Annotated in this window: 12 protein-coding genes; 4 read left to right on the plus strand and 8 right to left on the minus strand. The window is 61.0% G+C overall.

Annotated features, from left to right (window positions below; all coding sequences use genetic code 11):
- Nucleotides 1-38 precede the first annotated feature (38 nt).
- Entirely contained in the window at nt 39-515 is a 477-nt protein-coding gene (locus RL_RS32340; protein ID WP_011655243.1) for a winged helix-turn-helix transcriptional regulator, read from the plus strand.
- Between the two features lie 86 nt (nt 516-601).
- On the opposite strand, the gene RL_RS32345 is transcribed toward RL_RS32340, so the two are convergent.
- Genes RL_RS32345 through RL_RS32375 form a run of 7 tightly spaced genes read right to left on the minus strand, consistent with a single transcriptional unit; the run spans nt 602 to nt 8,489 of the window.
- Complete coding sequence (locus RL_RS32345; protein WP_041936934.1) at nt 602-2,623, minus strand: beta-N-acetylhexosaminidase; 2,022 nt, start codon at nt 2,621-2,623, stop codon at nt 602-604.
- 54 nt (nt 2,624-2,677) lie between these two features.
- Complete coding sequence (locus tag RL_RS32350) at nt 2,678-3,148, minus strand: GNAT family N-acetyltransferase (RefSeq protein WP_011655245.1); 471 nt, start codon at nt 3,146-3,148, stop codon at nt 2,678-2,680.
- Between the two features lie 11 nt (nt 3,149-3,159).
- Nucleotides 3,160-4,086 (minus strand): ABC transporter ATP-binding protein, encoded by a 927-nt coding sequence (locus RL_RS32355; RefSeq protein WP_011655246.1) that lies wholly within the window; start codon nt 4,084-4,086, stop codon nt 3,160-3,162.
- Nucleotides 4,083-4,898, minus strand: coding sequence for an ABC transporter ATP-binding protein (locus tag RL_RS32360; RefSeq protein ID WP_011655247.1), 816 nt, complete (start codon nt 4,896-4,898; stop codon nt 4,083-4,085). Before RL_RS32360 ends, RL_RS32355 begins: the two co-directional genes overlap by 4 nt.
- Nucleotides 4,895-5,797, minus strand: coding sequence for an ABC transporter permease (locus RL_RS32365; protein ID WP_011655248.1), 903 nt, complete (start codon nt 5,795-5,797; stop codon nt 4,895-4,897). Before RL_RS32365 ends, RL_RS32360 begins: the two co-directional genes overlap by 4 nt.
- Complete coding sequence (locus tag RL_RS32370) at nt 5,797-6,777, minus strand: ABC transporter permease (RefSeq protein WP_011655249.1); 981 nt, start codon at nt 6,775-6,777, stop codon at nt 5,797-5,799. Before RL_RS32370 ends, RL_RS32365 begins: the two co-directional genes overlap by 1 nt.
- Before the next feature lie 20 nt (nt 6,778-6,797).
- Entirely contained in the window at nt 6,798-8,489 is a 1,692-nt protein-coding gene (locus RL_RS32375) for an ABC transporter substrate-binding protein (RefSeq protein WP_041936935.1), read from the minus strand.
- Nucleotides 8,490-8,877: 388 nt separating this feature from the next.
- Between RL_RS32375 and RL_RS32380 the strand changes: the two genes are divergently transcribed.
- Complete coding sequence (locus RL_RS32380) at nt 8,878-9,786, plus strand: flagellin (protein WP_011655251.1); 909 nt, start codon at nt 8,878-8,880, stop codon at nt 9,784-9,786.
- 236 nt (nt 9,787-10,022) lie between these two features.
- Nucleotides 10,023-11,564 (plus strand): DHA2 family efflux MFS transporter permease subunit, encoded by a 1,542-nt coding sequence (locus tag RL_RS32385; protein WP_003548050.1) that lies wholly within the window; start codon nt 10,023-10,025, stop codon nt 11,562-11,564.
- 170 nt (nt 11,565-11,734) lie between these two features.
- On the opposite strand, the gene RL_RS32390 is transcribed toward RL_RS32385, so the two are convergent.
- A complete protein-coding gene (locus RL_RS32390; RefSeq protein WP_041936936.1) occupies nt 11,735-13,048 on the minus strand; it encodes an MFS transporter in 1,314 nt (437 codons plus the stop codon).
- 197 nt (nt 13,049-13,245) lie between these two features.
- Here RL_RS32390 and RL_RS32395 point away from each other — a divergent pair, with 197 nt between their 5' ends.
- A complete protein-coding gene (locus tag RL_RS32395; RefSeq protein WP_049778478.1) occupies nt 13,246-13,722 on the plus strand; it encodes a hypothetical protein in 477 nt (158 codons plus the stop codon).
- Nucleotides 13,723-13,796 lie beyond the last annotated feature (74 nt).

Raw genomic sequence — 13,796 nt, forward strand, 5'->3', positions numbered from 1 at the left:
TCAAAAAGATAGCAAGTCACTACTAAAAAGATATCGACATGAAGAATCTTTCCGAACAGCCCTGCCTGATCGCCCGCAGCCTGGCGCTCGTCGGCGATGCGTGGAGCATGCTGATCATGCGCGACGCCCATGCGGGGCTGACCCGCTTCGATGAATTTCGCAAAAGCCTCGGCATCGTCCCGACAATGCTGACGGGGCGGCTGTCATCGCTGACCGAGGAAGGATTGCTGGAAAAGCGTCGCTATTCCGAGCGCCCGCCGCGCGACGAATATGTGCTGACGGAAGCCGGCCGCGACTTTCTGCCGGTGCTGTTTGCAATCGGCGCCTGGGGCCGCAAGCACCGCGGCGGCGGTGCAGTCACCCGCTTCTTCGACGCCGAGACCGGAACCGAGATCGATCCCGTCACCATCGACCGCGCGACCGGAGCGCCGATTGGAACACGTCCTATTCGTATCGCCGCACCCGAATGCGAGCTGCCCGCGGCAGATGAAGCGGCACTTGACAACGCCCTTTGAAAGCGATGTCAGTATCCCCCGCCATCACCGCCTCCGGCGATGGCGAGGGTGATCCTCAAATCAAAACCCGCGACCCAATCCTGGCGCTACGATTGCTGTAGACCGTAGAGCAGCGGCATCAGTCCTGCGAGCGCCCTGAAGCGCTCCCACGACTTGGATGACGGCTTCGTCCAGCCCGTTTCAGCAAGCGCGGAAAGGCGCGGAAAGACGAGGCGGTCGAAAACGGCGCGATCCGTCATCGGCTCGGACCAGATGCAGGCCTGGATGCCGAGGAGTTTCTGTTTCTGGCTCGCCGTCCAGCCGCCGATGGGGTCGAAATTGTAGAGTTTCTCGGCATCCGAGGTGCCGGCCCAGCTGGCGCCGGGCTCATCCCAGTCGGGCCGCAGCGCCATGTCGAGGTAATAGACCTGTCCGGGGCAGACGACGATTTCGTAGCCGCGCTCGGCAAGTTCGGCCGAGACCTCGACATTGCGCCAGCTGCAGAGATAGCTCTTCGATTTGTCGATGACATCGCCATGGGCAGCCTCTTCCCAGCCGCCGGTGATGCAGCCCTTGCTCGCAAGGAAGCGCTGGACGCGGTTCAGGAACTCCGCCTGCAGGATGGCGGCACCCGAGCCGTGGATGTCGTCGGCGCCGTGGGTATTGGTCACGACGTTCAGCCGCTTGGCATGCGCATCGGCAACCTCGTCGCCCGCCACGCTGCGCAGGCGCTCGAGCGCTTCCGGCGAGCCGGACCACGCGCCGAGCGGAACTTCGTCGGCGCCGAGATGGATGGTCTTGAACGGAAAGAGCTCGATGAGTTCCAAGAGGATCGTCTCGATGATCTCATAGGTCTTCTCGCGGGCCGGATTGATGCAATTGTCCGGAAAGCCCTGAACCGAATAATAGCTGCCGACCTCGGCCGGATCGCGCAACTCCGGTATCGCCTGCAGCATGGCGTAGCAATGGCCGGGGACATCGATCTCCGGCACGATCTCAACGCCGAAGCTCTTGGCATGGGCGACGATCTCGCGGATGGCAGCCTTGGTGTAGTAACCGCCGGTGCGGGCTGGGCTCGAACCGAGCAGCGGCGGAACGGCCAGGCCGTGGCCGCGCCAGGCACCGACCGCGGTCAAATCAGGATAGGCGTCGATCTCGACGCGCCAGGCTTCGTCGTCGGAAAGGTGCCAGTGGAAGCGGTTGAGCTTGTTCCAGGCAAGCACTGCCAGCAGCTTCTTGACCTCGGCCGCACCGTAGAACTGGCGGGCGACGTCAAGATGCAGGCCGCGCCAGCCCATCGACGGCTCATCGACGATCTCGCCGGAGGCCGGAAACTGGAAAACCTCGGGATGCAGCCTTGCACCGCGCCAGATCTGGCCGAGTGTGACAAGGCCGTAGAGGAAGCCGGTCTGGCTGCTTGCCTCGATCGTGATCGTCTCATCCTCGAAGCTCAGGCGATAGGCCTCCGGCCCGAGCCCGGCGGCATCCTTCAGGGCAACGGGAACTGCGCCTTCCGCCTCGCTCCGCACGATGCCTTCGACGGCGAAGAGATGCTCGACCAGTGCTGCGAAGCCGCGTGCTGCCGCCTCCCCTGCAGCGCTCTGCGCCTGCGGCGCAAAACCGGCCGGCAGCGGCCGGCGCGAGGCGACCGCCACATGGTTCGGCCAAGGGATGATCGACACCTGAACGGGCGCATTGACGGGCACCGGATAGATCTCGGCGCCACGCTTCAATGGCGCGTTGCTGACCGAAGATCGCGTCGGCTCTATGGTGAGCACGATCGTGCTGCCATCGGCCAGAGCGAGATAACCGCTCGTCGCGCCGTCCGTCCAGTGGCGGAACTGCCAGCTCAGCGCGTAGACCGATATCGTCCACGTCTCACCGGCGCCGAGAATGAAATTGGCCGGTGGCTGGAATTCGGTGAAATTCGACAGCCGCTGCGAAACCGTGGCGCCTTCGACGCGCCCGGCCGGATCGACGCGGCCCGGGCCGCTCACGCAGAGGGAGAAATTCGAAAGCGGCTCGGTGCCGAGGTTCTTGAGGCGCAGGACGTAGGAAAACTCCTTACCGTCAGCAGGCGGATTCCAAAGGGTTTCAAGCCGCAGGGTTTTCGGTCGTGATGTGGACATGGTCACTCTTTCCTTTTGAAGATCTGGCCTTTTTGACGATCGGGCCCTTTGAAATCAGCTCTTGAGCATTCCGGCGTAAATGCCGGGAGCGGAATTGGGGATCGGCATGGCCCCGACAGCTTTTTCGTAAAAGGCAGAAGGGCCGACATCGCCGATGATCGCATAGGCATAGCCCATCGCTTTCAGGTCGTTCAGGCTTGCAAAAAGCAATGCCCGGCCGATGCCGAGCCCGCGAAGCCCTTCGTCGACGCCCGTCGGTCCGAAGAAGCCCCGCGCCGTCGCTTCATGGCAGGAAAAACCGACGAGCTTCTGCTCGCGTGTAGCGATGAAGCAGCTCGGCGGCTGGCGGGTCATCGCGACGGATGCCTCGCTCGCCCATCCCTCACCGAATTGTTCTGCGATCCAGCCAGTGATCAGCCGGAATTCCGGCGGCAGGGCCCGCCGGATCGCCACACCCTCGCGCGCCATTCGTTCGGGCGACTGACTGTCCTGCGGCAGGGTGGAGAGGTTGACGAGATAGTCCACTTTGCCATCCTTCAGCTGGAAACGCCGAGTGCGCGTATGAAATGGTTGGAGCCGACCTGCTCGATGACAGTCGATTCCGGACGGCTGAGCGAGCGTACCTTTTCCGCCTGTTCGAGGAAACGCGCGCTTCCGCCGGTCACGAAGGGTCTGCTGCCATCCGGAACGGCTGAAAGCAGCAATCTTGTATAGGGATGGCGCGGATCGGACAGAACCGTATCGGTGTCGCCCCATTCGACCATCTGGCCGGCGAACATGACAACGATCTCTTCGGCCACGTGCGCTGCCGTCGCGATGTCGTGGGTGATATAGAGCATGGCTAGGTCATTTTCCCGTTTCACCGTCGCGAGCAGATCGAGAATGTCCTTGCGGATGGAGACATCGAGCATCGAGGTTGGCTCATCGGCCACCAGCACACTCGGCGCGACGGCGAGCGCCCGGGCGATATTCACCCGCTGCCGCTGGCCGCCCGAGAGCTCATGCGGGAATTTCTGCCTGGTCAAACCGGGCTCCAGCCCGACGCTTGTCAGCAGGCGGGCAATCTCTTCGGCAAGATCCGCCCTGGAGCCGCTCTGCCGATGCAATTGCAGAGGCCGCGCCAGATGATGGCTGACCGTAAAGGCCGGGTTGAGCGACGAGAACGGATCCTGGAAGACCATCTGCACCTCCCTGCGGTACTGATGCTCATCCTTCGCCTCGCCGCGGGCGGTCAGATCCTGCTCGCGGAAAAACAGCCTGCCGCCCGTCGGCTTGTCCAAGCGCGCAATGATGCGGGCGCAAGTCGTCTTGCCGCAGCCGGATTCGCCGACCAGCGCCAATGCCCGACCGGGAAAGAGCGAGAAGGACACACCTTTCAGCGCGTGTACCGGGCCGAAATTACGCTGGATATTTTCGAGCCGGATCACGGCATCGGTGACAACAGGATTTGCCTCCGCCTTCATGCCAAGACTCCCGAGTGATGCGGATTGCCCGGAAGCTGGGGAATGGCATTCCAAAGCTTGCGGGTATAATCGTGCAGCGGCGCCTGGGCGACCTGGTGCACGTCGCCGACTTCGACGAGTTCGCCCTTCAGCATGACACCGATCCGCTGGCAGAGCTGCGCCATCAGATGCAGGTCATGGGTGATGAAGAGCACCGAGAAACCATAGGTCCGCTGCAGATCGACGACCTGCTCGAGGATCTCCCGCTGCACAACCACGTCGAGAGCCGTCGTCGGCTCATCCATGATGATGAGCTCGGGCCTCAGCGCCAGGCAGATGGCGATGACGATGCGCTGGCGCATGCCACCGGAGAACTGGTGCGGGTAATCGCCGATGCGATGCGTGGGAATGCCGACGAGGCGGAACATCTCCTCGCCGCGAGCCCTTGATTCCTCATGTGAGCAACCGGTGTGCCGGCGCAGAACGTCATGGAATTGCGCCTCGACCCGCATCAGCGGATTGAGCGAATTCATCGCGCTCTGGAAAACCATGCCGATGCGCTTCCAGCGGATTCTCTGCAACTCGCGTTCCGGCAGCCTCAGGAGATCTTGTCCGTCGAGCCTTATGCTGCCGCCGCTGATCCAGGCGGGTGCCTTGGAAAGACGGGTGATGGCATAGGCAATCGTGCTCTTGCCGCAGCCGGATTCGCCAGCGAGCCCGAAGATCTCGCCGCGGCCGATATTGAAGGAGACCTCCTTCACGGCGCGGAATTCCCCCTTGTCGACGAGATAGTCGACGTTGAGCTTGTCGATTTCCAGAAGATTGTCGCTCATCGGCCGAGCTCCAGTTCCCGGTTGCGGGCGCGGGTGAGACGGAACCAGCGGGTCAGCGCCGGGCCGGAGCGAAGCTGCGGGTTGGCGATCTCGTCGAAGGTGAAATTCAAAAGCGCAAGGCCGAGGCCGGTCACCGCGATGCCGAGCGCCGGCACGCCGATATCCCACCATGCGCCGACCATGATTGCCGAAGAATTCTGGGCATTGTAGAGCATCGTGCCCCAGGAGACTTTCAGGGGATCGCCGAAGCCGAGATATTCGAGCGTCGTCTGGGCAACGATGGCGTAGATGATGCTGCCGACGAGATTGATGCCGATCAGCGTCGTCAAGTTCGGCAGGATTTCCACGAAGATGATACGCCAGGCCGGTTCGCCAATCATCTTGGAGGCCGTGACGAAATCACGATTGCGAAGGGCCATCGTCTGCGACCGCGTCATGCGGGCGCCCCAGGGCCAGGAGGTCAGCGCGATGATCGTCATGATGGTCATCGGCCCCACGGTGCCGGCGAAGGAGGCGAGCAGGATCAAAAGCGGCATGTTCGGGATGACAAGCACGGCATTCGTCGCAAGATCGAGCACCGCATCGGTCTTGCCGCCGGCATAACCGGCGATGAGGCCGATGGCTGTGCCGAGAACGGTGATGGCAATGCCCGTGGCAAAGCCGACGGAGAGCGAGCTGCGAGCGCCCCAGACGAACTGGCGATAGACATCCCGCCCCATCTTCGTGGTGCCCATGACATGTTCGATCGACGGCGGCTGGTGCGAGCGCCCGACACGCGCTCCGGGCTCGCCGGGCGCAACGATCGGCGCAAACAGCGCCATCAGCCACAGAGCCATAATGATGACGAGGCCGGCCAGCGCTTTTTTCTGCCTGAGGATAGACCTTAGCCCGAAGTTCATTAGACCGCCTCCCGCAATCTGGGATCGACGAGCCCGTAGATGATGTCGACGAGGAAGTTGGCGCCGAGCGTTGCGAGCGTCATCAGCAGCAACTGTCCCTGGATGACGGGGTAATCGCGGGCGATGCTCGCGGTATAGAGCGTCAGTCCCAACCCCGGATAGTTGAAGACGATCTCGGTGACGATCGACCCGCCGAAGACGGCGCCGAGCATCAGCGCCAGGTTGGTCAAAACGGGAAGCATGGCATTGCGCGCGCCGTAGCCGAACATGACCTGAAGGTGGCTGAGCCCCTTCGCACGGCCCATGGTCACGTAGTCTTCGCCGAGCACCGAGATCATCGACGAGCGCATCGTCGTCTGGAATTCGCCGATCAGAAACGGCGAGAGTGTCAGGACCGGCAGGATGGCATGCATGAACACGCTGCCCGCGAAGGTGAAATTGAAGGCGGGATCGAGGTTCGGATCATAGGCGTAGCCGACCGGAAACCAGCGTAGCGAGACCGCAAAGACGAACAGCGTCGTCAGCGCCACGATAACGGGCGGCACCGAAATCATGATCACGGAAAGCGGCGAGACGATCGTGTCGAAGCGCCCGCCGCGGCGCCAGGCCGAAACAGCGCCCAGCACGACGCCGACGCAGAGCGAGAAGATGATCGCGGTGGTGACAAGGAAGACCGTCCAGAGCGTCGAGCGGCCGAGAACCTGGGCGACGGTCTGGGGATAATATTTGACCGAGACGCCCAGATCGAGGGTCGCAAGCCCCTTGAGGTAATCGACGAATTGCCAAAGCATCGGCTGGTCAACCGCGCCGAAGCGCGCTTTGATCGCCTCGATCGCGGCCGGTGTTGCCCGCGGGCCGAGTTGGGCAACCATGGCATCGACGGGGCTCCCCGGCATAAGCCGGGGAAGAATGAAGTTCACGACGATCGCAAACGCCAAGGCGACTGCATAGACGCCGAGGCGCCGGCTCGAAACACGCATGTCTGCACCTCCCGCGAGGTTTATTGGACCGGGGTGAGGCGCAGCAGATGCATCAGGCGCATGCGGTTGTTGTCATGATCCTCCGGATTCATGACGGGATCCTTGTCGGTGACCCAGCCGGTGAAGCGCTTGCTCGAGAACTGATACCAGGTCGGCCCGTTGAAGACAGGCACAACGGGGAAGTCGTCGGCGACCAGCAGCTGGATGTCGTTGAAGATCTTCTTGTGATCGTCCTGCGACGTCGCCTTCAGATACTGATCGAAAAGGGCGTCCAGCTTCGGGTTCGAATAGCGCGAGGGCGCGCCGGTGATGCGCCCGCCATAGGCGGTCGAAAGGTTCTGGTAATAGCCGCGGAACGGCGTTGCGGCATCGGCGCGGGAGTTCATGACGACCTCGAAGCTGCCGTCGAGGATCTGCTTGCGCCACTGCTCATATTCAGGCGTGGTGACGGATGCGTTGATGCCGGCGGCACGCAGTCCTTCGACGGCGATCTGAACGGCGTCGATCCAGTCCGTCCAGCCATTCGGAACGATGATCGGGAAGGCGATCGGCTTGCCGCTCGGCGTCGCGCGGAAGCCGTCGGCGCCCTTCTTGTAGCCGGCATCATCGAGAATCTTGTTGGCCTTCTCGGTATCGAAGCCCATGAAGGCATCCTTGTCGCCCTCGGCATCCTTGTTGCGCCAGCTCTCAAAACGCGGCGGCAGGCCGGACGCATGCTCGTTGACGACGGGATAGCCGAGGCCCGCAATATCGACCATCGACGTGCGGTCCATGGCAAGGCTGAAGGCATGGCGGAAGTTCAGGTCCTTGTAGGCCTCGAGGTTGCCTTCATTGCCGCTCTTGAAGTTCATCTGGAAGGCGACGGTCTCGGCCGGCGGCTGCCAATAGCCGTTGTGATCAGGATCGAGCGCGACGAATGTCTTGTCGATCTGGGGGATGAAGGAGCCGATCCAGTCCATATTGCCTTCCGGCAGGATTGCAAGCATCTGGTCGTTGCCCGAGATCTGCGGCAGCCTGAGGCAATCGACGTGCAGCGAGGCGGCATCCCAGTAGTTCGGGTTGCGGCATTGCTCGTAGACCTGCGGCGTGAACCGGCGCAGCTCCGTCATCGGCCCGGAACCGACCGGCTTCTCGTTCTTGAAGGCTACCGGATCGGAAACGTCCTTCCAGATATGCTCGGGAACGACGGCGAGGTCGGCAAGCGATTCCGGGAAATCGGAGTTCACGGCCTTGAGATTGACCCTGACCTCGGTCGCCGACGGCGCCTCAACGGAGGCAACGGTCTCGCCGACGCCGACAGTGTCGAGCGCGGCGTTCTTCAGCATCAGATCGATCGTGTATTTCATGTCGGCCGAGGTCAGCGGCTGCCCGTCGGACCATTTGACGCCGGGGCGAAGCTCGTAGGTGATCGACTTCATGTCATCGGAGAATTTATAGCTGGTCGCCAGGCGAAACACTGGTTTGCCACCATCCTCGGCATTGAAGATCACCAGGGGCTCGTAGATGAAATCCATCGTGCTCTGCCGGCGGCCGGCAAGGTCGAACGGATTGAAGTTCTGAACCCAGCTGCTCTGCTCCTCGATATGCATCGTCAGCACCGACTCTGCCGCTGCACCGCCGGCCGCGAAAGCGACGAGCGCCGTCAAAGCGGTTGCCGCCGCCAAGCCAGCGCGCATGGAATTATTGCGGATTGCACTCTTGCTCAATCTCATTCCAGCGTTCCCCTTGTTGCTTATTTTTGAAGTCAATCAAATTGATTTAATATTGATAGTCAGTTTACCGTCGGCGCGTCAATTGCCGCTCTCAAATTTCTGCATCGACCTTCCGGATCAGCTCTTCGGCAGAATCCAGGCACGATTTGGCTCATGGGATGGCCGGCGAATCCGGGCCTTCCGAGGTTTCACGTCCCGTTCCGAGAAAAAATAACGAGCCATGCTCGTCGCGTTAACCATTAAGGTACTTTTAAGTACGATAATTAACCCAACGATGGCGAATTGATCTTCAACAACACAGGTCGATAAGCATGAGGCTGCTCGCCACGGCCGGGATGTTCCCCCCGGATGCACCACATTCAACTTTTAAGAGCGGGCCGAATTTCCCATGACGAGCATCAATACGAACAATTCAGCGATGTCTGCCCTTCAGACGCTGCGCAGCATCAACTCCAATCTCGAAACGACACAGAATAGTGTTTCTACCGGTTATCGGGTCGATACAGCATCCGATAACGCCGCTTACTGGTCGATCGCAACCACGATGCGGTCCGACAACAAGGCGCTCTCCGCCGTGTCCGACGCGCTCGGCCTCGGCGCGGCCAAGGTCGATACTGCTTACACGGCCATGGACAGTGCGATCGACGTCGTCGACGAGATCAAGGCCAAGCTGGTGGCAGCGACCGAGGACGGTGTCGACAAGTCCAAGGTCCAGGAAGAAATCAGTCAGCTGCAGGAGCAACTGATGAGCATTGCCCAGTCGGCGTCGTTCTCGGGTGAGAACTGGGTCGCCGGCGCTGACGGCACGATGAGCGTCGTATCCTCCTTCGTTCGCGACGGCTCCGGCGCCGTTTCCGTCAAGATGACTGAATATGCTTTGGATACCAGCTCCGCCGGCAATGTGCTGTTCGGCATGAACGGCGGGTCGATCGAAACCTCCACGGGTATCCTCGGAACGGCTGATGCAAACGGCGATTCCGTTTACTCGCTCGACATTACCGACTTTACCACCGGTCAGATCCAGTCGGCGTTGTCGACCATCGAATCCGCACTGTCGGCAATGACCTCTGCCGGTGCGCAGTTGGGTTCGATCTCTACGCGCATCGAACTGCAGGAAGACTTCGTCGGCGCGCTTTCCGATTCGATCGACTCGGGCGTCGGGCGGCTGGTCGATGCCGACATGGAGGAGGAGTCGAGCAAACTCTCCGCCTTGCAAACACAACAGCAGCTTGCGATCCAGTCGCTGTCGATCGCGAATTCGTCGTCGCAGAATATCCTGTCGCTCTTCCGCAGCTAAGCCCCGGACAAATAGGGCGCTCGGACCAAATCCGTTGAACAGGGATCGAGCCTGACCCACCCGGTCAGGCTCGATCGCAATTGGGGATGGAAATGCCTACAGCGCCGCCATCTTTCAGACGCGGCGCTGCATCACTTTGAATTGCTGCATATTTTACTCTCAATCGATTCCGATTTAAGGATTTCTGCAGTAGTCTTCGCACTCTGGGCGGAGAATGCAGCGCGCGGGATCATCGCATGTCGGAACGACTTGAATCTGCCCGCCCTGATGAAACACCCGCCATCGTCTGGCTCGGTTTCATGGCGATGTGCGTCGGCATGTTCATGGCGATCCTCGACGTCCAGGTGGTGGCGACATCGCTGCCGACCATCCAGTCGGCGCTGGATATCGATCCGGATCAGATGAGCTGGATACAGACGGCCTATCTCATTGCCGAAGTGGTGGCGATCCCGCTCACCGGCTTTTTGACGCGGCTTCTGACGATGCGATGGCTGTTCGTTACCGCCATCAGCCTGTTCGTCGCAGCCTCCGCCGGCTGTGCGATGAGCGGCAGCTTCGGTGAGCTGGTCGCCTGGCGGGTGCTTCAGGGCTTTTCCGGCGGAACCCTGATCCCCTCGGTGTTTTCGGCCGTGTTCATTCTCTTTCGGAACGAGCGCCAGGCGCTTGCGACGACGATCGCCGGCGTTCTCGCGGTTTTGGCCCCGACCGTCGGACCGATCGTCGGCGGATGGCTGACTGAGACCTATTCCTGGCACTGGCTGTTCCTGATCAACATCCTTCCAGGCATTGCCTCGGCAATCCTGGCGGCACGGTCCCTGCCGAGGCAGGCGACCGATCCGTCCGAACTCAGGCATCTCGACGGCCTGTCGCTTCTGCTGATGGCAACCGCGCTGACGAGCCTGGAACTCAGCCTGAAAGAGGCGCCGACGAGCGGCTGGATCTCGGCCTATGTGCTCAGTCTGCTGGCGGTCTGCCTTGCGTCGGGAGGTGTCTTCATCTGGCGAACGCTGCGTAGAAACCGGCCGATCGTCGATCTCGGCAATTTCGGCGATCGAAACTTTCTTGTCGGCTCGGTTCTGAGCTTCGTGCTCGGCATCGGCCTCTTCGGCTCGGTCTATCTCATGCCGGTCTTTCTCGCTTTCATCAGAGGACATGACGCCCTCCAAATCGGCATGACGATGCTGGTCACCGGCGTCGCGCAGCTGATCACGGCGCCGATCGCGGTCGCGCTGGAGAAGCGGATGGACGCGCGATTGCTGTCGGCCGCCGGTTTCGCGCTCTTTGCGATCGGTGTCGGGATGAGCGCCTTTCAGGATCCTCGTTCGGATTATGACGCGATGTTCTGGCCGCAGGTGGTGCGCGGCGTCGCCATCATGTTCTGCCTGCTGCCGCCGACGCGGCTGGCGCTCGGCACACTTCCGCCAGACCGCATTCCCGACGCGAGCGGACTTTTCAACCTGATGCGCAATCTCGGCGGGGCCATCGGCATCGCTCTCATCGACACCATTATCTACACGCGCTCGGAGCCGCTGGGACAGGGTCTCTGGACCCGCCTTCAAGCCGGCGACGTCGAGGCTGCGACATTCGTCGGCGCGCCTCTTCAGACGATATCCGGGCATAGCGGCAGCTTCGACGCGGATACCACGGCGCTGCTTGATCCGCTGATCCAGACCGCGGCCAGCGTCCAGGCGATCAACGAAGCCTGGATGGTGATTGCCGTCCTGACCGGCTGCGCCCTGCTCTCCGTGCCCTTTGCCAGGCGGCCAAAGTCAACGTGAAAACCAGGTTGACGAAACCGCTTTAAGAGAATCAACTAAACTGTTGAAAAACCTGGAGACGAGACTGCAACGGCGCCACCAGCCGTCAGTCTTCGCCACAAAAAATCTATTCTGCGACAAGGTCGGAACCCTACCCTCCGCCATTCTGAGATGGAGGCCACCGCATCGGTCTAGGCCAGCGTCGCACTGCGTGTCTCTGCATCGATGAAATAGGCTGCGGCACCTGCCAACAGCAGCAAGGCAGCGAAAATCCCGATGACCAGGCCGAAATCTTTAGTCACAAAAAGACCGATCAACGATGGCGCAAGCAGCCCTCCAAGCCGAGCCATAGCACCGGCGGCACCCATCCCGGTTGCCCTGGACGCAGTAGGATAAAGCTCTGGCGTATAGGCGTAGAGTGCACCCCACGTACCAAGTAGCGCGAAACTCATGATTAGCAGTGACGACGCTACCAAGAGTGTGGATGAGCCGACGACGAACAAAATGGATCCCATCGCGGAAAGGATGCAAAATGCCACAAGCGTTGGACGCCGCCCCCACTTTTCGACGCCGTAGGCAGCGAGCGCATATCCAGGAAGCTGGGCAAGCGCGATCAGCACAAGAAAACCGTAACCTCGAACGAAGCCAAAGCCGTCCCCGGCAAGTTTCGGAGGCATCCAAGTGAAGACACCATAGTAAGAAATGGACACCAGAAACCAAACCGCCAGGATCAGAAGGGTTCGACGCCGCAGAGCGTGGGAGAATATTCCGATACCACGCGTCGGTGTCGCGGGCGCGATGTCAATCTCTTGCCCCAGAGCACTGCGGCCATTCACCACGGCCATCCGGTCGATGATCGCCTTTGCTTCTCCACCCCTTCCCTTGCGCAGAAGATAGAGCGGCGATTCCGGCACGAAAAACCGCAGACCGAAACCGATAATCGCCGGGAGCGCTGTTACGGCAAAGATCAATCGCCAGGCTTCGGCCACGTTCCAGAGACTGAGCAGCCAGGCTGCAAGTGCGACAACCAGGGTTCCGACGGCCCAGAAACCCTCCAGCAGCACCAGCCACCTGCCTCGGTTCTTCGCCGGTAGGAATTCGGCCATCATCGCATAGTCCACCGGCAAGGTCCCGCCGACTGCCGCACCGGTCAGGAAGCGCATGAACAGGAGGAACGTGAAGTCCGGCGCGAAAATTGACAGCGTGCCAAAGACGGCATCACAGGAGACAGTCGCGATCAGAACGCCGCGACGGCCGATCCTATCGGCAAGCCTACCAAATCCCATTGCGCCCAGAAACATGCCAAGGAAAAACACCGTGCCCGTCTGAAGCGCCTGGGGCACCGTTAGTTCGAAGCTCGTGGCGATCGAAGCCGCAGTGAAGCCCACCGCGATGACCTGCATGGCGTCAGCAGCCCAGACCAAGCCGAAGATGGCCATCAGCCGTCCCTGATATCGTCCTGCCCCCGCGTGGTTGAGTGCATCGTCGATTGTGATTGTGGTCATTTGTTTTCCATACCCGGCTGCCGTGGTCCGCTCATAGCGCATTCAGCCCAAAAGATCACAGCCGCAAGCCGCGATGGCCATTTGCCAGCTTTACCTGGGCGTTTTATGACCTTCTGCAAGGTGATCCGTTCGTACATCTGATCTGAAGCTTAAGGCCGGAGCCTGAGAGGCGGCTGCTAAGGTTGGGAGGAAAGTGTTTGAGAGGTTTTGGACTGCTTCTTGCGGCAATCGCGGCCGTTCCTGCGAGGCCAGTAAATCTCGCTCATGCGCAAACGACCATTGGCGATGCGACCGCCATGGGCCTAACGGGCTCATGCGACAAGCTCATCCTGGGAAAACAGAAGCTCGCTGATAGTTGTTCGGGCAAGCTGCTTAACATGTCCTATCCCGACGGCCGTGTTGGCTTCTACTTCATTCTCGATGACGGACGGATCGTGACCTTCAGCGGTATGGATGCTCCCAATCCCACGCCGGACACCGACGTCGTGAAGGTTGACAAGGTGATCATGGGCGTCAAGGGGAAGCCAAAAGATCCAGAAGTCGTCGCCGCGACCGGTACATGTACCTATGGCAACCCTTACAAAGGCGAATCGACCGTCTCCTGCGATGGCACGATGTCCAATGGCCAACGGTTTTCCGCGCGATTCACGTCTGACGGTAAACCGCCGACATGACCGCTAGTGGCACCACCCGGCTGCCCAACGGCATTGGCTTCGGTCTGTCGCAACCGCGAGCCTGAAAAGCCCGG

It is taken from the genome of Rhizobium johnstonii 3841 (assembly GCF_000009265.1).
In the GTDB taxonomy this organism is placed as follows: domain Bacteria; phylum Pseudomonadota; class Alphaproteobacteria; order Rhizobiales; family Rhizobiaceae; genus Rhizobium; species Rhizobium acaciae.